The 20,026-nt window shown below is 70.3% G+C and carries 21 protein-coding genes; 5 read left to right on the top strand and 16 right to left on the bottom strand.

Translation table 11 applies throughout. From position 1 onward, the window contains the following. Positions 1-4 precede the first annotated feature (4 nt). Complete coding sequence (locus ACFYZ8_RS10545; protein WP_359030928.1) at positions 5-328, top strand: DUF427 domain-containing protein; 324 nt, start codon at positions 5-7, stop codon at positions 326-328. Between the two features lie 37 nt (positions 329-365). Further along, a complete protein-coding gene (locus ACFYZ8_RS10550; protein WP_359030927.1) occupies positions 366-1,148 on the top strand; it encodes an alpha/beta hydrolase in 783 nt (260 codons plus the stop codon). A gap of 34 nt (positions 1,149-1,182) precedes the next feature. Here ACFYZ8_RS10550 and mnmA read toward each other — a convergent pair whose 3' ends face one another. Further along, on the bottom strand, positions 1,183-2,307 hold the full coding sequence (gene mnmA / locus ACFYZ8_RS10555; RefSeq protein ID WP_388534220.1) for a tRNA 2-thiouridine(34) synthase MnmA: 1,125 nt from the start codon (positions 2,305-2,307) through the stop codon (positions 1,183-1,185). Between the two features lie 60 nt (positions 2,308-2,367). Between mnmA and ACFYZ8_RS10560 the strand changes: the two genes are divergently transcribed. Further along, a complete protein-coding gene (locus tag ACFYZ8_RS10560; RefSeq protein WP_359030925.1) occupies positions 2,368-3,072 on the top strand; it encodes an N-acetylmuramoyl-L-alanine amidase in 705 nt (234 codons plus the stop codon). Positions 3,073-3,166: 94 nt separating this feature from the next. Here the strand turns inward: ACFYZ8_RS10560 and ACFYZ8_RS10565 are convergent, their stop codons facing one another. The 3 genes from ACFYZ8_RS10565 to ACFYZ8_RS10575 form a co-directional block, all read right to left on the bottom strand. Next, on the bottom strand, positions 3,167-4,336 hold the full coding sequence (locus ACFYZ8_RS10565; RefSeq protein WP_359030924.1) for a cysteine desulfurase family protein: 1,170 nt from the start codon (positions 4,334-4,336) through the stop codon (positions 3,167-3,169). Between the two features lie 66 nt (positions 4,337-4,402). Then, positions 4,403-4,669, bottom strand: coding sequence for a DUF4190 domain-containing protein (locus ACFYZ8_RS10570; protein ID WP_359030923.1), 267 nt, complete (start codon positions 4,667-4,669; stop codon positions 4,403-4,405). A 35-nt stretch (positions 4,670-4,704) separates the two neighbouring features. Beyond that, the gene (locus ACFYZ8_RS10575) at positions 4,705-4,869 is read right to left on the bottom strand and encodes a hypothetical protein (RefSeq protein ID WP_359030922.1); all 165 of its coding nucleotides are present in this window, start codon (positions 4,867-4,869) and stop codon (positions 4,705-4,707) included. A gap of 145 nt (positions 4,870-5,014) precedes the next feature. On the opposite strand from ACFYZ8_RS10575, the gene ACFYZ8_RS10580 reads away from it, so the two are divergent. Beyond that, positions 5,015-5,641: a TetR family transcriptional regulator gene (locus ACFYZ8_RS10580; protein ID WP_388534225.1), complete on the top strand. Its 627-nt coding sequence runs from the start codon at positions 5,015-5,017 to the stop codon at positions 5,639-5,641. A gap of 71 nt (positions 5,642-5,712) precedes the next feature. On the opposite strand, the gene ACFYZ8_RS10585 is transcribed toward ACFYZ8_RS10580, so the two are convergent. The 3 genes from ACFYZ8_RS10585 to ACFYZ8_RS10595 all read right to left on the bottom strand — a co-directional run bounded on the left by ACFYZ8_RS10585 (position 5,713) and on the right by ACFYZ8_RS10595 (position 8,141). Next, positions 5,713-6,114 (bottom strand): hypothetical protein, encoded by a 402-nt coding sequence (locus tag ACFYZ8_RS10585; protein ID WP_388534226.1) that lies wholly within the window; start codon positions 6,112-6,114, stop codon positions 5,713-5,715. Positions 6,115-6,228: 114 nt separating this feature from the next. After that, positions 6,229-7,233, bottom strand: coding sequence for a helix-turn-helix transcriptional regulator (locus tag ACFYZ8_RS10590; RefSeq protein ID WP_388534229.1), 1,005 nt, complete (start codon positions 7,231-7,233; stop codon positions 6,229-6,231). Between the two features lie 53 nt (positions 7,234-7,286). Then, positions 7,287-8,141, bottom strand: a complete 855-nt coding sequence (locus ACFYZ8_RS10595; protein WP_359030918.1) for a thioesterase family protein — start codon at positions 8,139-8,141, stop codon at positions 7,287-7,289. A gap of 136 nt (positions 8,142-8,277) precedes the next feature. Here ACFYZ8_RS10595 and ACFYZ8_RS10600 point away from each other — a divergent pair, with 136 nt between their 5' ends. Continuing rightward, positions 8,278-9,498 carry an alpha/beta hydrolase gene (locus ACFYZ8_RS10600; RefSeq protein WP_388534232.1) on the top strand — a complete coding sequence of 407 codons (1,221 nt, stop codon included), beginning with the start codon at positions 8,278-8,280 and terminating at the stop codon, positions 9,496-9,498. Here the strand turns inward: ACFYZ8_RS10600 and ACFYZ8_RS10605 are convergent. The 9 genes from ACFYZ8_RS10605 to ACFYZ8_RS10645 all read right to left on the bottom strand — a co-directional run bounded on the left by ACFYZ8_RS10605 (position 9,407) and on the right by ACFYZ8_RS10645 (position 19,942). Continuing rightward, positions 9,407-10,063: a trimeric intracellular cation channel family protein gene (locus tag ACFYZ8_RS10605; RefSeq protein ID WP_359030916.1), complete on the bottom strand. Its 657-nt coding sequence runs from the start codon at positions 10,061-10,063 to the stop codon at positions 9,407-9,409. The two genes, ACFYZ8_RS10600 and ACFYZ8_RS10605, sit on opposite strands and share 92 nt — an antisense overlap. A gap of 23 nt (positions 10,064-10,086) precedes the next feature. Next, positions 10,087-11,478, bottom strand: coding sequence for a M1 family metallopeptidase (locus tag ACFYZ8_RS10610; protein WP_388534235.1), 1,392 nt, complete (start codon positions 11,476-11,478; stop codon positions 10,087-10,089). 97 nt (positions 11,479-11,575) lie between these two features. Beyond that, positions 11,576-12,943 (bottom strand): dipeptide ABC transporter ATP-binding protein, encoded by a 1,368-nt coding sequence (locus tag ACFYZ8_RS10615; protein ID WP_359030914.1) that lies wholly within the window; start codon positions 12,941-12,943, stop codon positions 11,576-11,578. Between the two features lie 14 nt (positions 12,944-12,957). Next, positions 12,958-14,049: an ABC transporter ATP-binding protein gene (locus ACFYZ8_RS10620; RefSeq protein WP_388534238.1), complete on the bottom strand. Its 1,092-nt coding sequence runs from the start codon at positions 14,047-14,049 to the stop codon at positions 12,958-12,960. Beyond that, entirely contained in the window at positions 14,046-15,053 is a 1,008-nt protein-coding gene (locus tag ACFYZ8_RS10625) for an ABC transporter permease (protein WP_359030913.1), read from the bottom strand. Before ACFYZ8_RS10625 ends, ACFYZ8_RS10620 begins: the two co-directional genes overlap by 4 nt. A 69-nt stretch (positions 15,054-15,122) precedes the next feature. Continuing rightward, positions 15,123-16,871 (bottom strand): ABC transporter substrate-binding protein, encoded by a 1,749-nt coding sequence (locus tag ACFYZ8_RS10630; RefSeq protein ID WP_388534241.1) that lies wholly within the window; start codon positions 16,869-16,871, stop codon positions 15,123-15,125. Between the two features lie 55 nt (positions 16,872-16,926). Next, positions 16,927-17,925, bottom strand: a complete 999-nt coding sequence (locus ACFYZ8_RS10635) for an ABC transporter permease (RefSeq protein ID WP_359030910.1) — start codon at positions 17,923-17,925, stop codon at positions 16,927-16,929. Positions 17,926-18,259: 334 nt separating this feature from the next. Further along, positions 18,260-19,060, bottom strand: coding sequence for an enhanced serine sensitivity protein SseB C-terminal domain-containing protein (locus ACFYZ8_RS10640; RefSeq protein WP_359031056.1), 801 nt, complete (start codon positions 19,058-19,060; stop codon positions 18,260-18,262). Positions 19,061-19,144: 84 nt separating this feature from the next. Next, entirely contained in the window at positions 19,145-19,942 is a 798-nt protein-coding gene (locus ACFYZ8_RS10645) for an enhanced serine sensitivity protein SseB (protein ID WP_359030909.1), read from the bottom strand. Positions 19,943-20,026: the final 84 nt, after the last annotated feature.

Below are 20,026 nucleotides of genomic sequence, written 5' to 3' on the forward strand. Positions count from 1 at the left end.
CGGTATGGCCGAAGGACACACGATCACCATCGAGCAAGCAGACCAGCACGTGCGCGTGGTGCACGGCGAGCAGGTCCTCGCGGAGAGCGAACGGCCCCTCGTGCTGCGCGAGACGGGCTGTCCCCCGCGGTACTACCTCCCCGCCGAGGACGTACGACTCGACCTGCTGACCCCCTCCGACACCCGCACCTACTGCCCCTTCAAGGGCACCGCCTCCTACTGGTCCCTGCCGGACGCGCCCGACCTGGTGTGGTCCTACCCGGAGCCGAAGCCCGCCGTCGCCGAGATCAAGGACCACCTCTGTTTCTACGAGGTCGACGTGTCCTGACCGATGATTCCCGTGCTGTGGGGCAGTCTCCAGAGGCATGGACAAGAAGACCCTCTCGCGCGACGGCACACCGATCGCCTTCCAGCGCACCGGGCAGGGCCCGGCCGTCATCCTCGTCAGCGGCGCGATGTCCACGGGCGGCACGGTCGCGCCCCTGGCCGTGCCGCTGTCCGAGCGGTTCGACGTCCTCGTGTACGACCGCCGGGGCCGCGGCGCGAGCGGCGACACGGCCCCCTACACGGTGGCCCGTGAGGTCGAGGACCTCGCCGCGCTCGTCGAGGCGGCGGGCGGCGAGGCGTGCCTGTGCGGCGTCTCGTCCGGCGGTGCGCTGGTCCTGGAGGCCGCGGCGAGCGGACTGCCGGTGCGCAAGGTCGCCGTGTACGAGACGCCGTACGCCGACTTCCTGGACGGCGGCGCCGAGCGGATGGCCGAGTACACCGAGAAGTTGACGGCCGCGCTCGACGAAGGCCGGCGCGGGGACGCGGTGGAGCTCTTCCTGCGGCTCACCGGCATGGGCGAGGACATGATCCAGGGCGCCCGCCAGTCCCCCATGTGGCCCGGCATGGAGGCGGTCGCCCCGACGCTCGCCTACGACAACGCGGTCATGGCCGGCGGCCTGGTCCCCCGGGACCGGCTGGCGTCGGTCACGGTCCCGGTGCTGGCGGTCGCGGGCGGCGCGAGCCCCGAGTGGATGCGCGAAGGCACGAGGGCGGTCGCGGAGGCGGCCCCGAAGGGCGCGTACCGCGTCCTGGAGGGCCAGACCCACATGATCGACCCGACCGCCCTCGCGCCGGTCCTGACGGAGTTCTTCGCGGCGTGACGGCCCGGCCACGCGCGCGCGGCCGGGAGACGGGTCAGGCCACGCCCGCCGTCGCGCGCGTGGTCGTCGCGATCGTCGCCGAGCCCACCACGCGCGTGCCGTCGTACAGCACGATCGTCTGCCCCGGGGCGACTCCGCGGACGGGCTCGGTGAACGACACCCGCAGCTCCCCGTCGACCAGCTCCGCCGTGACCTCGGTCTCGCCGCCGTGGGCGCGGAGCTGGGCGGTGTAGGTGCCGGGGCCGGCCGGGGCCGTACCGCACCAGCGGGGCTTGATCGCGCTCAGGGCCGTGACGTCCAGGGCCGCGGCCGGGCCGACCGTCACCGTGTTGTTCACCGGCGAGATGTCGAGGACGTAGCGCGGCTTGCCGTCGGCGGCCGGGGTGCCGATGCGCAGCCCCTTGCGCTGGCCGATCGTGAAGCCGTACGCGCCCTCGTGGGTGCCGAGCTTCGCGCCGGACTCGTCGACGATGTCGCCCTCCGCCTTGCCGAGGCGGGAGGCGAGGAAGCCCTGGGTGTCGCCGTCGGCGATGAAGCAGATGTCGTGGGAGTCGGGCTTCTTGGCGACGGCGAGGCCCCGGCGCTCGGCCTCTGCGCGGATCTCGTCCTTGGTGGTGACCGTGTCGCCGAGCGGGAACAGGGCGTGTGCCAGCTGCTTCTCGTCCAGGACGCCGAGGACGTACGACTGGTCCTTCGCCATGTCGGAGGCGCGGTGCAGCTCACGGGAGCCGTCCTCGCCCACCAGGACCTTCGCGTAGTGGCCCGTGCACACCGCGTCGAAGCCCAGCGCCAGCGCCTTGTCGAGCAGGGCGGCGAACTTGATCTTCTCGTTGCAGCGCAGGCAGGGGTTGGGGGTGCGGCCGGCCTCGTACTCGGCGACGAAGTCCTCGACCACGTCCTCGCGGAAGCGGTCGGCGAGGTCCCAGACGTAGAACGGGATGCCGATGACGTCGGCGGCGCGGCGGGCGTCGCGGGAGTCCTCGATGGTGCAACAGCCACGCGCGCCCGTGCGGAACGATTGCGGATTCGCGGAGAGGGCGAGGTGGACGCCCGTCACGTCATGGCCGGCTTCGGCGGCGCGGGCGGCGGCGACGGCGGAGTCCACTCCTCCGGACATGGCGGCGAGAACGCGAAGGGGGCGCGGCGAGGTGTCAGTCATAACCCCTCAAGAGTACGGGGGCGCGGGAACCGAAGCCCACGAGTATCCGTTGACGATCACATGGGGGCGAAAGAGGCATCCGAGGACGGCGACCGGCGCATCGGTCGCCGCGCGCTGCTGATCGGCGGGACGGCGGCCGCCGTGGGCTCCGCGGTGCTGGCCCGGGACGAGCTGGCGCGGCTGTGGTGGCGGGCGCCCGGGGTGGAGAAGCCGCGGGTCGAGGGCGCGGTCGACTTCGGCGGCGCGCAGTGGGTGGCGGCCTCGGACGCGAACTGGCGGCGCGCGGACCGGCCCGACGACTACGGCATAGACATGGTGGTCATCCATGTCACCCAGGGCAGTTTCGCCAGCGCGGTGAAGGTGTTCCAGGATCCGGGGCACGGGGCGGCCGCGCACTACATCGTGCGCAAGGACGGCCACATCACACAGATGATCCGCGAGCTGGACGTGGCGTACCACGCGGGCAACCGCGCCTACAACGAACGCAGTGTGGGCATCGAGCACGAGGGATTCGTGGACCGGCCGGAGGACTTCACGGACGCGATGTACGCGGCCTCGGCGCGGCTCACGGCCCGGATATGCGCGCGGTACGACATCCCCGTCGACCGCGAGCACATCATCGGCCACGTGGAGGTGCCGGGGACGGACCACACCGACCCGGGCGAACACTGGGACTGGGACCGGTACATGAAGCTGGTGAAAGCGGCGCGTACGGCCTCCGGCCAGGCACGGACCTCCGGCGGCGATCAGGACGCTCGGCGCTAGACCAGACCCTCGGCGCTAGACCTGGGTCACGGCCGCGGGCAGGGCGAAGCCTGCGATACGAGGTTCACGCCCGGAGTGTCCCGCCGCGGGGGGGTTACGTCAGGCCTGCCGCGCGGGCGCGTTCCACGGCCGGGCCGATGGCCTTCGCGACGGCCTCGACGTCCGCCTCGGTGGAGGTGTGGCCGAGGGAGAAGCGCAGGGTGCCGCGGGCCAGGTCGGGGTCGGTGCCGGTGGCCAGCAGGACGTGGCTGGGCTGGGCGACGCCCGCGGTGCAGGCGGAGCCGGTGGAGCACTCGATGCCCTGCGCGTCCAGGAGCAGGAGCAGGGAGTCGCCCTCGCAGCCGGGGAAGGTGAAGTGGGCGTTGGCCGGAAGCCGGCCCCCGGGCGCCGGGTCGCCGCCGAGGATCGCGTCAGGGACGGCCGTACGGACCGCTTCGACCAGGGCGTCGCGCAGGGCGCCGATCTCGGTGGCGAACCACTCGCGCTGTTCGGCGGCGAGGCGGCCGGCCACCGCGAAGGAGGCGATGGCGGGGACGTCGAGGGTGCCGGAGCGGACGTGGCGCTCCTGGCCGCCGCCGTGCAGGACGGGGACGGGGGTCCACTCGCGGCCGAGGACGAGCGCGCCGATGCCGTACGGGCCGCCGATCTTGTGCCCGGACACCGTCATCGCGGCGAGCCCGGAGGCGGCGAAGTCGACGGGGATCTGGCCGAAGGCCTGGACGGCGTCGGCGTGCAGCGGGACGCCGTACTCGGCGGCGACGTCGGCGAGTTCGCGGACCGGCAGCACGGTCCCGATCTCGTTGTTGGCCCACATGACGGTGGCCAGGGCGACGTCGTCGGGGTTCTGGGCGATGGCCGCGCGCAGGGCGTCGGGGTGGACCCGGCCGTGCTTGTCGACGGGGAGGTACTCGACGGTGGCGCCCTCGTGTTCGCCGAGCCAGTGGACGGCGTCGAGGACGGCGTGGTGTTCGACCGGGCTCGCGAGCACCCGCGTCCTTGCGGGGTCCGCGTCGCGCCGGGACCAGTACAGGCCCTTCACGGCGAGGTTGTCGGCCTCCGTGCCGCCGGAGGTGAAGACGATCTCGCTGGGGCGGGCGCCGAGCGCCTCCGCGAGGGTCTCGCGGGATTCCTCGACCGTGCGGCGGGCCTTGCGGCCGGATGCGTGGAGGGAAGAGGCGTTGCCGGTGGCGCCGAGGTGGGCGCTGAGTGCCTCGACCGCCTCGGGAAGCATCGGGGTGGTCGCGGCGTGGTCGAGGTATGCCATGGTGACGCCGATTCTACGGGTCGCGGGTGGGCGCCCTCAGGCCAGGACCGGCCGCCGCCGTGGACCTCAGAAGCTCCAGGACGGCGTGCTGTCCAGCTGCATGAAGGCCACCAGGACCAGGAGGTCGGCGACGCCGAGGCCGAGGCCCAGGTAGGCGCGGCCGCGGCGGGCGGTGCCGCGCCACAGGGCCACCGAGGCCAGGACGATGGCGATCGGGCCCAGGAAGACGTTGAGGACCAGAAGGCCGATGAGGCCGAGGATGAAGGACGCCACGGCCATGCCGTCGGCGTCGCGGGCGCCGGTACGGGGGCCGGCCTGCGCGGTGAGCTGCATGGTGATCAGTGCTCCTGGGGACGGTGGGGCGGCGGTCAGTGGGACGGGGTGCGGCGGCGGGCGTGGCGCTCGCGGAGCGCGAAGATGCCCAGCCAGGCGGCGATCACGACGGCGGCGACGGCGGTGAAGGTGAACGGCGCGTGGGCGACGGTGCCCAGGACGACGCCGAGCAGCATGAGTGCGGCGACGAGGAACAGCATGGGACGGATCCCCCTCCGATACGGCTGTCGTTACGTGGGTCGTTACATTTGGGTGAACAGTTGTGGTTACAGTTGTTCACTGACTCCAGAGTCTAGCGTGCTGTACGGCTTCCCAATTACGGAGAACAGTTGTTAACTGGATGACATGAGTCACACCCTCGGTATCCGGCAGGCACAGAAGCAGAAGACCCGACAGGCGCTCCTGGACGCGGCGTTGGGCCTGCTGGAGGAACAGAGCCTGAGCAGCCTGGGCCTGCGCGAGGTCACACGGGCCGTGGGCGTCGCGCCGACCGCGTTCTACCGGCACTTCCGCTCCACCGCGGACCTCGGTGTGGCCCTGGTCGAGCAGGCGCTGGGCAGCCTGCACCCGATGATCCGGACGACGGTGTCCACGGCCGACGACCACGGTCAACGCATTGAGCGCGCTATCGAGTTGATCGCCGGTCATGTGGACGCGTACCCCGCTCATGTCCGTTTTATCGCCCGGGAACGGCATGGCGGTGTCCAGCCGGTCCGGGAGGCCATCCGGGACCAACTGGCCCGGTTCGGGCAGGAGGTGAAGGACGAGCTGGCCAAGGACCAGGTGGCCGAAGGCTGGAGCGACGACGACCTGCTGATGCTGGCCAATCTCTACGTCGACCAAATGCTGATCACGGCCTCCCTGTTCCTGGAGGCCCTGGAGGCGCCCGCGGAGGAACGGGACCGTGTGTGCCAGGTGGCGGAGCGTCAGATGCGACTGATCAGCATCGGCCGCCAACACTGGCTGGATTAGACACCACACACAGGGGCGGCACCCCCTTTCACCGGGAGTACCGCCCCTGCCGTACGGCGCCCTACGCCATGTCAGCTCTTCGTCGCCGCCGCGCTCGGCGCACCACTGGGCGCGCCGCTCGGGGCCGCGCCGCCCGCGCCGCCGCCGGGACCGCCGCAGCCGCCCATGCCGCCGCCGGGGCCGCCCTGGCCGCCCTGGCCCCCCTGGCCGCCGCCAGGCCCACCGCTCGGGCTGCCGGAGGGGGTGCCGCCGCCGGGCGCGCCCGAAGGCCGGGCGGTCGCGTTGCCGGTGGGGGCGCCCGAGGGGGCGCCGCTGGGCATGCCGGACGCGTTGCCGGTGGGGGCCTGACAGTTCTGCCCGCCCGTGGTGCCGCTGTTCGAGGTCGACGACGAGTCGCCCGAGCCGCAGGCCACCAGGGCGAGGGGCGAGAGCGCCAGCAGGGCCACGGCGGGGAGGAGACGCACACGCTTCATGAGAGACAGCTCCGGGGAAGATGAGGAAGTCCTGAGGCCGGGAACTGTCGCAACCGCTCCTGAGCCTTCGTTGGGCCCGGCCTGTCCCCCGCCTGTGCGGGAGGCAAAGCGCGACTAAAGCAGCCCGTCTGAGCTGGGGTTCCGCGAGGACCGCCCACTCACCCGCTGGTACAGGTCCGTGACAGAAGCGGCCGCGCGGGCCACCTCGTCGCGCACCTCGGGCGGTAAAAGAACCTCCACGCGGTCGGAGAACTGCAGGAGTTGGCGGGCCTCGCCGATCTCGCCGAGGGAGAGCCGGGCCGTCACCCACGCGTTCTCGCCGTCGTCCTCGGGGAGTTGGGACAGGTACGGGGCCATCAGCCGCAGAAACAGGTCGAGTCGGTCGCGGCGGACCCGCACGGTGACGTCGATGCCGCCGGGTCGCTCCTCGACCTGGCGGCGCAACGCCTCCCAGACGTCGGCGAGTTCGACGCCGGGCCGGCGCCTGACGGGGTCGTCCAGTACAGCCGCGGTGTGCACCCGGTCGGCACGGAACAGGCGCGGCAGCCCCCGCCGGTCGGCGACCAGGTACCAGACACCCGCCTTGGCGACGAGGCCGTACGGGTCGACGGTGTACGTCCGTGTCTCCCGCTCCCCGCTGTGCCGGTAGCGCAGCCGCAGTCGGCGGTCGGCGAAGACGGCGTCCTGAAGGGCCGCCAGGTCCACGGACCGCTGTGGTCCGCCCTTCCAGCGGGTGGCGTCGACCAGGATGCGACGGGAGGTGGCCTCGGCGGCCGGGCGGTGCGGGGCGGGCAGCGCGGCCATCACCTTGCGCAGCGCCGAGCCGAGGGCGGAGTCCAGGCCGAGGGCCGCGTGGGCGCCCTGGGCGGCCAGGATGAACAGGGCGCGGGACTCGTCGGCGGTCAGGCCGGTGACGTCGGTGCGGAAGCCGGCGAGGAGTTCGATGCCGCCGTGTCGCCCGCGCTCGGCGTAGACGGGCACACCGGCGGCCGACAGGGCCTCCACGTCCCGGTAGATGGTGCGCACGGACACCTCAAGCCGGTCGGCGAGTTCGTGCGCGGGCACCCGGCCGCGGGTCTGCAGGAGCAGGAGGATCGACAGGAGGCGGTCGGACTTCACGGGTCAAGGATCCATGACCCCGCCCCCTGGGTGGGTCCGGCCGGGCCCGCCCGTCAGCCGAGCCGCACCCGCGCCAGTTGCCGCGACTGTGCGACCAGTCGGTCCTCGCTGTCCCAGACCTCGGCGTCCTCCTCCAGGAAGCCGCCGGCGAGGTTGCGGGTGGTGATGGAGACGCGGAGGGGGCCCGGGGCTGGGCGATGCCTGACGTGGACGGTCAGTTCGACCGTGGGCACCCAGCCCTTGAGGCCGATCTCGAAGGCCGTGGGCGGCAGCGCGTCCACCGCGAGGAGCAGCGAGAGGGGGTCGGGGTCCCGGCCGTCGGCGAGCCCGAACCAGGAGCGCATCTCGCCCTTGCCGGAGGGCGCGCCGAGGGCCCAGCCCAGGGTCGACGGGTCCAGCTTGAGCATCAGCCGGTCGGTGATGGCGGAGCTGCCCTCGACGGGGGCGGGTCCGTCCTCGGGGCCGAAGCACTGGTCCATGGGCGGGAAGGCGGGCGGCCTGGCCGTCGTACGGACGTCGTCGGGGAGGGAGTCGAGGTCGCCGTAGGAGGCGAGGACGCGGATGCGTTCGACCTCCCTGCCCTCGTCGTCGTACTGGAGGAGCGAGGCCTGGCCGGTGGAGAGGGTGCGGCCGGTGCGGACCACGTCCGTGCGGATCACCGCCGGTCCGGGCCGGGACGCGGTCAGGTAGTGCGCGGAGATCGTGAACGGGTCGGCGTGCGGCAGGGCGTCCGCGAGGGCGCGGCCCAGGACGGCCAGGAGGTAGCCGCCGTTGACCGCGCTGATGATCGTCCAGCCCGCGGAGAGGTCGATGTCGTAGACGCCGGGTGCGCGGCGGGTGACCGCGGTGTCCCGGTCGAACTCGCTGTCGCCGATCGTGGCACGCGTGGCGGAGGCTGCTTCTGGCATGCCTGAACGGTACAACAAGACACTACTAAGCGGTAGCTTTCTCACTCTCGGCGACCAGGTGAGACGCGGCTAATTTCTCGGTAAGTGTCCGTACTCGTCCGTAAACCCACGCCCCGGAACCCCCCTCTACAGGGACATGAGCCTCACCGGGACCACGTTCCTCTACACGCTGATCGTGCTGTCCGTCCTCGCCCTCGTCCTGCCGCTCGCCCTGTGGTCGCGGCTGCGGGGACCCCGGATCGCACGCGCCGCCGCCCGCGTACTGATGGTGCTGTTCGCCCAGGGAACGGCCGTCGGCCTCGTCTTCGTGCTGGTCAACAACCAGAACAACCTGTACGACAACTGGGCCGACCTGCTCGGCACCGGCAACCACGTCCAGCAGGCCGCCAACCTCGGCGCCGACGGCACCGGCGGCATCTCGCTGAAACGGTTGCCCAGGGTGAGGCAGCACTTCACGGACGCCTCCGGCCCCGGCATGAAGGGCGTGCGGGTCACCCAGCTCAAGGGCCGGGTCTCAGGGGTGAACGCCGAGGTCTACGTCTGGCTGCCGCCGCAGTACGGGGAGCCCGCCTACCGGCACCACAGGTTCCCCGTGGTGGAGCTGCTGTCGGGCTATCCCGGCTCGGCGAAGGCCTGGTTCGGGTCGCTGCACGCGGTGAACCAGCTGCGCCCCCTGATGCGGGACGGCACGGTGGCGCCCTTCATCCTGGTCGCCCCGCGCATGAACCTGCTGGCCGGGGTGGACACCGGCTGCGCCAACATCACGGGCACGGTGAACGCCGACACCTGGCTCAGCGTCGACGTGCCGAAGATGGTCACGGACAACTTCCGCGCCCAGTCCGGCCCTGCGGGCTGGGCCGCGGCCGGGTACTCCGCGGGCGGGCACTGCGCGACCAAGCTCGCGGTCGCCCACCCCGACCGCTACCGGGCCGCGGTCAGCATGTCCGGCTACAACGACCCGATCGGCGAACGCAACTCGCTGGCCTCGGAGACCCCCGCCCTGCGCCGCGCCAACAACCCCTATGTCCTGCTGCGCGAGGCCCGTACCCCGCCCGCGATCGCGCTCTACCAGTCCGGCCAGCCGGGCGACGGCTACGAGGCGGCCGTGGGCCTCGAACAGGTCGCGAAGGCACCGACGACCGTGCACGTCGTCTACATCCCTAAGAGCGCCGGCGGCCACAACATGAAGTTGTGGATGCCGCAGGTGGTGCCGGCGTTCCGCTGGCTGACCGAGGAGATGGGGCTGCTGCACGGCCGGGCGGGCGCTACTCCTCACGCACGGTCGACCGGCGGTTCCAGGCCCGCGGAGCTCGCCAGTGGAACCGCATCGCGAGCAACCGCAGTACGAAGGCCGTGAGCGCGGCCAGGCCGCTCGTGACCGGGCTGAGGACGTCGTAGCGGATGCACAGGACGACCATGGTGGCGCCGACGATCGCCGGGACCGCGTACAGGTCGCGGTCCCAGCGCAGCAGTGACGGCACCTCGTTGGCGAGCACGTCCCTGAGCACACCGCCGCCGACGGCGGTGGCCAGTCCCAGGGTCGCGGACTGGGTCAGGCCGAGCCCGTACTCGTACGCCTTCGTCGTCCCGGCGACGCAGAACAGACCGAGTCCGGCCGCGTCGAAGACGTTCACGCCCACCTGGATGCGCTCCACGTGCGGGTGCAGGAAGACGACCAGGAGGGCGGCGAGCAGCGGGGTGAGGAAGTAGCCCAGGTCCGTGAAGGCGGCGGGTGGTACCGCGCCGATGATCAGGTCCCGGAAGAGCCCTCCGCCCAGCGCCGTGACCTCGGCGAGTACGGCGATGCCGAAGACGTCGAAGTTCTTGCGGACGGCCAGCAGCGCGCCGGAGATCGCGAACACGAAGATGCCGACGAGGTCGAGCGTGTGCTGGACGGAGGGACTGAACAGTTGCTGGAGCACACCGCATTCTTGCGCAGCGGCTTTTACCGGGCGGGCTTGCCCGTCGTGAAGAGCCAGGTCCGGAACAGGTCGTCGAGCTGCTGTCCGCTGACCTTCTCGGCGAGGCGGATGAAGTCGGCGGTGTTCGCGTTGCCGTAGCGGTGGAGCTTCGTCCAGGCCGGCAGCAGCTCGAAGAAGGCCTTGTCGCCGATGCGTTCGCGCAGCACCTGGAGGGTCATCGCGCCGCGCTGGTAGACGGCGGAGGCGAACATCGTGTCGCGCTGCGGGTCGCCGACGGTGATCTGCCAGAAGGGGCTGTCGGCGGGGCGGGAGTCGTAGCCGGCGACGAAGGAGTCGTGGGCGGAGCGGGTGCCCTTGTGCTCGGCCCACAGCCACTGGGCGTAGGTGGCGAAGCCCTCGTTGAGCCAGATGTCCTTCCAGCGCTCGACGGAGACGCTGTCCCCGAACCACTGGTGGGCCAGCTCGTGCACGATCGTCGTCTCGTTGCGCACCGCCGAGTACACCGGCTTCGACTGCACCTCCAGCGAGAACCCCGCCTGCGGCATGTCGTCGACGATCGCGCCGGTCTCCTCGAAGGGATACGGCCCGAAGACCTGCGACCAGTAGTCGGTGGCCTCGGCGGTGACGCCGTACACGTCGACGTTGTTGCTGTTGCTGAGGACCGGGTCGATGGCGGTGTAGATGGGGATGCCGCCGGGGGTCGTCCCGGTGCGGACGTCGAACTTCCCGATGGTCGCGGTCGCGAGGTAGGTCGCCATCGGCTTCTTCTCGCGCCAGTGGGTGTACGTCGAGCCGCCCTTGTCGTACGTCGACACGAGCCGGCCGTTGGAGACCGCGGTCAGGCCCTTGGGGGTCTTGATGCGGATGTCGTAAGTGGCCTTGTCGGCGGGATGGTCGCTGGACGGGAACCAGGTGGAGGCCGCGTTGGGTTCGCAGGCGACGAAGACTCCGTCGGGGGTCTTCATCCAGCCGTAGTCGGAGCCGAAGACGATCGGGCCGCTGAGAGGCTCCGGGATGCCGCCGTAGGTGACGGCGACGGTGAAGTCCTTGCCCTTGCGCAGGGATTGGCGCGGGGTGATGCGGATCTCGTCGCCGTCGCGCGTGAACTGGGCGCGTCTGCCGTTCACCTCGACTCCGGTGACCTCCAGCTTCTGGAGGTCCAGGTCGAAGGACGAGAGGTTCTGGGTGGCGCGGGCCGTGAGTGTCGTACGGCCGTCCAGACGGTCGGTGTCCGGGTTGTACGCCACGTCGAGGGTGTAGTGGCGGGCGTCGAAGCCGCCGTTGCCGAGGTCCGGGAAGTAGGGGTCGCCGATGCCGGGGGCACCGGGGTTCGGGCCCGGGGCGGCCGCGATGACAAAGAAGGAAGCCACCGCGGTGACGGTGGCTCCTGAGCGTGCCGAACGGGAGAGTTTCATGAGCCGTCCCTTTCGAGCGTGTGCCGATCAGTCGGACACGGACGACTCTTCACTCTCCCGTTCGGGCATGTGCATGACTTTGCCAACTTGTCATGCGTTACTTGTCGGTTGGCTCCTGACCGTCGGCTTCCGGTTCCGGCGAGGCGGGAGTGTCGGAGACGGGCGCCTCGGCCGCGGCCGGTTCCTGGAGTCCGGATGCGGGCGTGGTCTTCGCCCCCGGGCCGGTCTTGCCGGCCGTGGCCTCGGCGTCCGCCGTGACCTCGACCGCGGACTTCTCGGCCGCCCCCTCGGAGGGCGCGGCCTCCTGGGAGCCCGCCGCCTCCGCCGCCACCGCCGCCGACGTCTCCGCGGACTCCGCCCGGACGTCCTCGGCGACCAGCGCGGCCGCCTCCTTGGCCGCCGACAGGAGGACCGTGTCCTGGGGAGCCTGGTCCGCGAAGTTCTCCGGGTGGTGGCAGGCCACGCGCTGGCCGGGACGCAGCTCGATCAGCGCGGGCTCGGTCGTCCGGCAGATCTCCGTCGCCTTCCAGCACCGCGTGTGGAAGCGGCAGCCGGAGGGCGGGGAGATCGGGGAGGGGACGTCGCCGCGGAGCAGGATGCGCTCGGACTTGGCGCCGCGGCGCTTGGGGTCGGGCACCGGGACGGCCGACATCAGGGCCTTGGTGTACGGGTGCATCGGCGCCTCGTACAGCGAGGTGCGGTCGGCGAGTTCGACGATCTTGCCGAGGTACATCACCGCGATGCGGTCCGAGACGTGCCGTACGACGGACAGGTCGTGCGCGATGATCACGTACGTGAGGCCGAGCTCCTTCTGGAGGTCGTCCATCAGGTTCACGACCTGCGCCTGGATCGACACGTCGAGGGCCGAGACCGGCTCGTCCGCGACCACCAGCTTCGGCTTCAGGGCCAGCGCGCGGGCGATGCCGATGCGCTGGCGCTGGCCGCCGGAGAACTCGTGCGGGTAGCGGTTGTAGTGCTCGGGGCTCAGACCCACCAGCTCCAGCAGGCGCTGGACCTCCCGCTTCACCCCGCCCTCGGGCTCCACGCCCTGGAGCCGGAACGGCGCCGAGACGATCCCGCCGATGGTGTGCCGGGGGTTCAGGGAGCCGTACGGGTCCTGGAAGATCATCTGGATGTCCCGCCGCAGCGGACGCATCCCGGCCGCGTTCAGCCGTGTGATGTCCTGGCCCTCGAAGTGGATCGAGCCGCCGGTCGGTTCCTGGAGACGGGTGATGACCCGGCCCATGGTCGACTTGCCGCAGCCCGACTCGCCGACCACGCCGAGGGTCTCGCCCTTGCGCACCTCGAAGTCGATGCCGTCGACCGCCTTGACCGCGCCGACCTGGCGCTGGAGGACGCCCTTGCGGATCGGGAAGTGCTTCTGCAGGCCCTCGACCTTGAGCAGCACCTCGCGCTCGGCGGGGGCGGCGGCCGCACCCGCGTCCGTCTTCTTCGTCTCACTCACAGCTTCGGCGTCACTCACAGCTTCGGCGCAATCTCTTCGGTCCAGATCCGCGTGCGGTCCTCCGGCGAGAGGTGGCACGCGGAGAAGTGCCCGCCGCCGACCTGCTGGAGCTCCGGGCGCACGGTACGGGTGACATCGCCCTTGGGGATGTCCGCGTACGGGCAGCGGGGGTGGAAGGCGCAGCCCGAGGGGACGTTGATGAGGCTCGGCGGCTGTCCCTTGACGGGGATGAGCCGCTCGGAGGTCTCCCGGTCGATGCGCGGCATCGAGCCGAGCAGCCCCCAGGTGTACGGGTGCTGCGGGCGCTCGAAGACGTCGTCGACGCTGCCGCGCTCCACGCACCGGCCGCCGTACATCACGAGCACGTCGTCGGCGATCTCGGCGACCACACCCAGGTCGTGGGTGATGAGGACGACCGCGGAGCCGAACTCCTTCTGCAGGTCCCGGATGAGGTCGAGGATCTGCGCCTGGACGGTGACGTCGAGGGCGGTCGTCGGCTCGTCCGCGATGAGCAGTTCGGGGTTGTTGACCAGCGCCATGGCGATCATCGCGCGCTGGCGCATACCGCCGGAGAACTCGTGCGGGTAGCCGTCCACGCGCTTGTCCGGCTCGGGGATGCCGACCCGGTCGAGCATCTCGACGGCCCGCTTGCGCGCGACCTTCTTGCTGACGTCGTTGTGGACCCGGTACGCCTCCACGATCTGGTTGCCGATCGTGTAGTACGGGTGCATCGCGGACAGCGGGTCCTGGAAGATCATCGCCATCTCGCGGCCGCGCAGCCGGCGCACCTCGTCCGGGTCGGCGGAGACCAGTTCCTTGCCGTCCAGCCAGATCTCGCCGGACATCTGCACGTGCTTGCCCTGTGCCCCGAGCCGGTGCAGGCCCATGATCGCCAGCGAGGTGACGGACTTGCCGGAGCCCGACTCACCCACGATGCAGAGGGTCTTGCCCTTCTCCACCTGGAAGCTGAGCCCGTCGACGGACTTGACCAGGCCGTCGTCGGTCGGGAAGTGCACCTTGAGGTCGCGGACCGCGAGGAAGGCGTCGGGGGCGTTCCCCGGAGCCGGCTCGCCCAGGGCGGCACCGGTCTTGGAGAGTTCGGTCACGAGAGCCTCACCCGCGGGTCGGCGGCGGCGTACAACAGGTCCACCAGGAGATTTGCGATCACGACGAAGAGGGCGGCGAGCAGGGTGACGCCGAGGATCGGGGGCAGGTCGTTGGCGGTGATGCCCTGCACCGCGTACTGGCCGATGCCGGGCAGCGAGAACACCGTCTCGGTGATCACCGCGCCGCCGAGCAGCAGACCGAGGTCCATGCCGAAGACGGTGATGATCGGGGTCAGCGCGGCCCGCAGCCCGTGCCGGGTCACCACGTTGCGCTCCCGCAGGCCCTTGGCGCGGGCCGTGCGGATGAAGTCCTCGTTCATCGTCTCCAGCATGCCCGAGCGGGTCAGCCGCGCGTAGATGGCGGAGTACAGGAGCGCGAGCGAGCACCAGGCCGGGAAGAGCGTGTTGGCCCACTGGGCCGGGTTCTCGGTGAACGGTACGTAGGTGCGGCCGAAGATCGGCCAGTGGTAGGTGAAGAGCAGGATCGCCAGGCTGCCCGTGAAGAACATGGGCAGCGAGACGCCGGCGAGCGCGACGCCCATGAAGGTGCGGTCGAAGAAGCTGCGGGGCTTGAGCGCGGAGATCACGCCGATCACCACACCGGAGACCAGCCACAGCACGGCGGCACCGGCCGCCAGCGAGAAGGTCACCGGAATGCGTGAGGTCAGCTGCGGCCAGACCGCCTGGTGGGTCTTGAAGGAGTAGCCGAAGCACGGCGCGTCACAGTGCGCCGTCGTGGGCCCCAGGTTGTAGGTGGCTCCGGCCACGATCCCCTTGATGAAGTGCCAGTACTGGGCATACAGGGGCTCGTCCAGACCGAGGTTCTGCTTGACCGCGGCGATGTCGGCCTTCGTCGGACTCTTTCCGATGTACTGCTGCGCGAGCTGGTCGGCGGTCTGGCCGGCCATCCGCGGCAGCAGGAAGAAGATCGCGAAGGTGACCGCGGTGACGACCAGCAGCAGGATCACTGCCGCGAACGTCCGACGGAGGATGTACGAGATCACGGGGACCGGCGCTGGTGCCCGCGGGCCGCGAGGCCCACGGGCACCAATGCCTTCACCTGCCTTCCGGGGCTACTTCTTGGTCGTGCCGATGTTGAGGTAGTCGTACTGACCGCTGAAGGCCGCCGTGGACACCAGGTTGGTGAAGCCCGCGGGACGGTACAGCAGGACCTTGAAGTAGGTCAGCGGGACCAGCGCCGCCAGGTCCATCGCACGCTTGTCGATCTCCCCGTACAGGGCGTTGCGCGCGGTGTCGTCCTCGGTGGCGATGGCCTTCTCCAGCATCTCGTTGATCTGCTTGTCGTTCAGATACGAGAGGTTGGTGTTGCCGGACGTGCCGATCGCGTCACCGTGCAGGATCTGCTGGAGGAAGCCGTAGCCGGAGTTCCAGTCGGCACCCCACTGCATCATGTGCAGGCCGATGTTCTGCTGCTTGTCGAACGTCGGCACACCCGCGTAGTCGGTGAAGTACTTGCCCGACGGGTACTGCTTCAGGCTGGCGTTGATGCCGACCTTCTTCAGCGAGGCGATGATCGCGGTGGCCGCGTCGATCTCCTGCGGGCGGTCGCTGCGCGCCGAGATGTTGGTGTTGATCGACGTCTTGCCGCAGGCCTTCAGCTGCTCCTTGGCCTTGGCGACGTCACCCTTGTTGCCGGGGGTCGCGTAGACGTCGGCCTTCGAGTAGCCCTTGATGTCCGGGGGCAGGACCGTGGTGGCGACGTCACCGCGGATCGGACCGCCCTCGGCGGTCTGCACGGAGACCTTGTCGACGGCGTACTCGACGGCCTTGCGGCACTCGACCTTGTCGAACGGCGCGACCTGGTTGTTGATCGCCATGTAGACCAGACGGCCACCGTAGGTGTTGTCCGTGTTGGCCTTCAGGTCGGCGCTGTTGACGACCTTCGCCTGGGTCGCGGCCTGGACACCGGTACCGCCGAGGTCGATCGCGTCGCCGGCCTGGACGTCCTGGTCGATCGTCTCGGCGTTGACCTTGAGCTTGATGACGATCTTGTCCGGGTACTGCTTGCGCAGCGGGTCGGTCTTCGGGTCCCAGTTCTCGTTCCTGACGAGGACGGCCTGCTTGCCGTCGTCGTAGCTCTGGAACTTGTACGAGCCCGAGGACACGATGCTCTTGACGTAGTCGATGCCGGTGTCCTTGGCCTGCGGCACCGGAGCCGTCTGCGGCGTCGCGACCAGGTAGTCGAACTCCTGGAAGGGACGGTTCAGCTTGAAGACGATCGTGGTGTCGTCCGGCGTCTCGATGGACTTCAGGCCCTCGGGGCTCTTGTCCTTGTAGGGGCCCTTGTAGGCCTTGCCGCCCTGCATGAACTGCTGGAAGTAGTTCGGGCCGAGCGAGAGCACGTCACGCGCGAAGTTGGAGCGCTCGACGGCGTACTTGACGTCCTTCGAGGTGATCGGCGTGCCGTCCTGGTACTTCAGACCCGAGCGGATCTTGTACGTCCAGGTCTTGCCGCCCTCGCTCGGCTCGCCCGCCTTCTCGGCGAGGTCCGGGACCAGCGTGTTGCCCTCCTCGCCCGGACCGGGCTTGAAGGTCATCAGCGGGCGGGCGTACAGCCGGCTGAGGTTGTACATGTAGGCGTAGTACGTGTTGCCGGGGTCGAAGGAGTCCGGGACGTCGGAGTACTCGTACGTGACCGTCCCACCCTTCTGGGTGGAGGCGTTGACGACACCCTTGGTCGCTGCGTTGGCCCCAGCCGACTTGCTTCCGTTATCACTGTTGTCATCGGCCTTGCTGCAAGCCGAGAGCAACAGGCTCGCACTGCCGATGGCCGCCACCGCGGCCAGCGCTGACCTTCGCATGATGGTCTGCTTCCCCTTTTTGTCGGAAATCTTTGGACTCTCGCGGCAGCCGCGGTCAGCGGCTGCGCGGGTCGAGAGCGTCGCGGAGACCGTCGCCGAGCAGGTTGAACGCCAGGACGGTCACGAAGATGGCCAGACCAGGCACGATCATGAACTGCGGGTCGACCTGGTAGTAGGTGACGGCCTGGTTGAGCATGCCGCCCCAGGAGGCCTGGGGAGGCTGGATGCCGACGCCGAGGAAGCTCAGCGACGCCTCGAAGAGGATGTTGGTCGGGATGAGCAGCGTCGAGTAGACGATGATCGGGCCGACGAGGTTCGGCAGCAGCTCCCGGAAGAGGATGTACGGCCCCTTGGCCCCCATCCCGCGCGAGGCGTCGACGAACTCCCGCTCGCGCAGGGCCAGGGTCTGGCCGCGCACGATGCGGCCCAGGTAGGGCCAGTTGAAGAAGCCGATGACGAAGATCAGCACGCTGATGTGCAGCGGCAGACCCTCCAGGCCGAAGGCGCCGCCCTGGAGCGTGGCCGAGATGGCGATGGCGAACAGCAGGAGAGGGAACGCCAGGAAGGTGTCCATCAGCCGGCTGATGATCGTGTCGACCCGTCCGCCGTAGTAGCCGGCGACCACGCCGAGCACCGCGCCGATCGTGTTGGACAGGATCGTGGCGCCGAAGGCGACGACCAGCGAGACCCAGGAGCCCTCGAGGATGCGGGTGGCGATGTCGCGGCCGAACTTCGGCTCCACACCGAGCGGGTGGTCCCAGCTCATGCCGCCGAAGTCGCCCTTGGGCAGCGAGGTGTTCGGGTCGATCAGATCCTGGTGCAGGGCGTTGGGGTCCAGGCCGAACATGGCCTGGATGGGGCGGGAGAGCACCGCGAGCAGGATCAGCAGGATGACGATCACGCCACCGGCGACCGCCACCTTGTCCTTCTTGAACCGGGACCAGGCGATCTGCCCCAGGGAACGGCCCTCGATCTGCCCCTTGTCGACGCCGACGAGGACAGCCTCCGGCTGCGCCTCGGCCTGCGCCCCGGTGGTCTCGATCGGTGCGGTCACAGTGACCCGACCCCTCTCGCCGGTGGTGACCGGCCTACACCCGCCGTGGATTACGGCTTTGTCGACTTGCTCAGTTCACAGGAACGTCCGATCCTGCGTCTGACTCGGGAGTCTTCAGCTTCGCTGCGATCACCCGCCAGGCCTGGCGAGGAAAGTATGCGTAACCGTGATGCAGTACGAGGGATTCCGTTATCCGAACAGTGGGTAACGCCCCTCGGACACCCGCCAGTTGGGACAGAACGGCACAATAGGCGACGTTCGGGATGATCTGCCGGTATCTACGCGCGAAGAAACGTGGCTGTTACGTAAACCAGCCGAATGGTGGTCATCGCTCTCAGTAACCGCCGCGCGCCGGGGGGTAGCCGTACCCTGCCACCGGTGCCTGGGCGGGGGATCCGTGGGCCTCACGGTCGTAGAACGGACGCGCCCCGGCACGCATCCACAGCGCCACCGGGTCGTACTCGTCGGACATCGCCACGGTCGACACCGGCAGCCCCTCCGGGACGGCCCCGATGGACTGCTGCATCATCGCGCGCACCGAGTCCACCGCCGAGGGGCTGGTCTCGTACACGTCGAGACCGATGGCGAGATACGGCGCCCCGAGCGCCGGCTGCACCCAGGCCCGGCGCAGCGAGCGGACCGCCGGGGTGCGGTGGGCGTTCTGCACGAGCAGGGCGTAGAACTGGGGGATCTCGATGCCGGGTTCGGAGAGCCGGAGCGGCCCCGCGGGCTGGCGCTCCAGGCCCGTCGCGATGCGCCGCAGGTCGAGCCAGGGGATGCCGACCCCGCCGCCGGGGGCGTGCGGGTTGAGCCAGAGGCCGTAGTGGTCGGGGTAGAGGGTGCGGGCCACGTCGATGCCGTCGGCCACCTCGTACGAACGGTTCCAGCCGCTGGCACTCAGCTCCTGGGCCGAGGTCACACAGGGGGCGTAGCCGTAGCCGTCGACCTCCATGGTCCCGTACTGGGCGTCCGGGGAGCCGGACTGGCCGTGCCACAGGAGCATCCAGATCTGGCCGGAACCGGGGGTCGCGAGTGCCTTGAGCAAGGCCTCGTAGGCGTCGTAGCGCCCGGGCGTCACCTGGCGCAGCATGTGCTCGACCGTGCCGGTCGCGGTGCCCGTGCCGCTGGCGCTCACCTGGACCGCCCCTTCCTTGTTCGTCACCCCGAGTACGGGAACAGCTTAAGCGCCCGGGGGCCGGTTCCCGCGCCCCTGGGGAGGTCAGGTCCCCTGTGTGTAGAAGGGGCGTACCTGCCCTCGCATCCAGTGGCCCACCGGGTCGTCCGCCACGTCCAGCAGCACCAGGTTGACCGGCCACCGCACCGGGGTGTGCCCGAGGGCCCGGCCCAGGGCGTCCATCGGCAGGGTGCGCAGGTCGCCCTCCCACTGGGAGAGTTCCACGCCCACGAACATCACCGGGTCGGCCGTCTCGATGGCGGCCAGGCAGCGGCGGGCCGTGAGGACCACCCCGGTGGCCGCGAACTCGGCGGACGCGGCCGCCAGGAAGTCGACCGGGTCGTCCTGCCAGTCCGGCTCGTAGAGCTTGACCCGGCCGCCGGTGTTGGGCCCGTCCAGCGGGGTGCGGCCCACCCGGCACAGGTCGGCGACGGCGGCGGGCGGGAGGGGGACGCCGACCACCCCGTCGGGGTTCACGGCGATGCCCACGTGCGGGGGCAGACCGCGGGCGAACTCGACCGCCGGGGCGATGGTGTACGACAGATGGCTGCCGACGACCTGGCGGAACTGCTCCTCGGAGCTGAAGACCGGGACGAACGCCTGGCCCTGGATCTCCAGGGTGGGCAGGTCGAGGGGGCCGCTGTGCGGGCCGCCGCCGTTCGGCAGGGGGACCCACACGAAGCTGCGGCCGAGCACCTCGATGATCCGGCCACCCGCCGAGGGCATGCCGAGGGAGGCCGAGAGCACCTCCTCCAGCTCGTTGCCGGGCCATCCGCCGTGCGGATGGGGGTGCGGGTGCGCCTGCCCTGGAAAGTCCGCGGGAAGATCCGCCGGGAAGTCCATCTGTCTGACCGCCTGCTGTGAACCGCTGTTGATGTGGCTGAAGGCTAGCGGGTGCGGCGCCCGGGTGGCTCAGCCCGGCGAGGC

This window comes from Streptomyces sp. NPDC001668 (genome assembly GCF_042893155.1).
Taxonomy (GTDB): Bacteria; Actinomycetota; Actinomycetes; order Streptomycetales; family Streptomycetaceae; genus Streptomyces.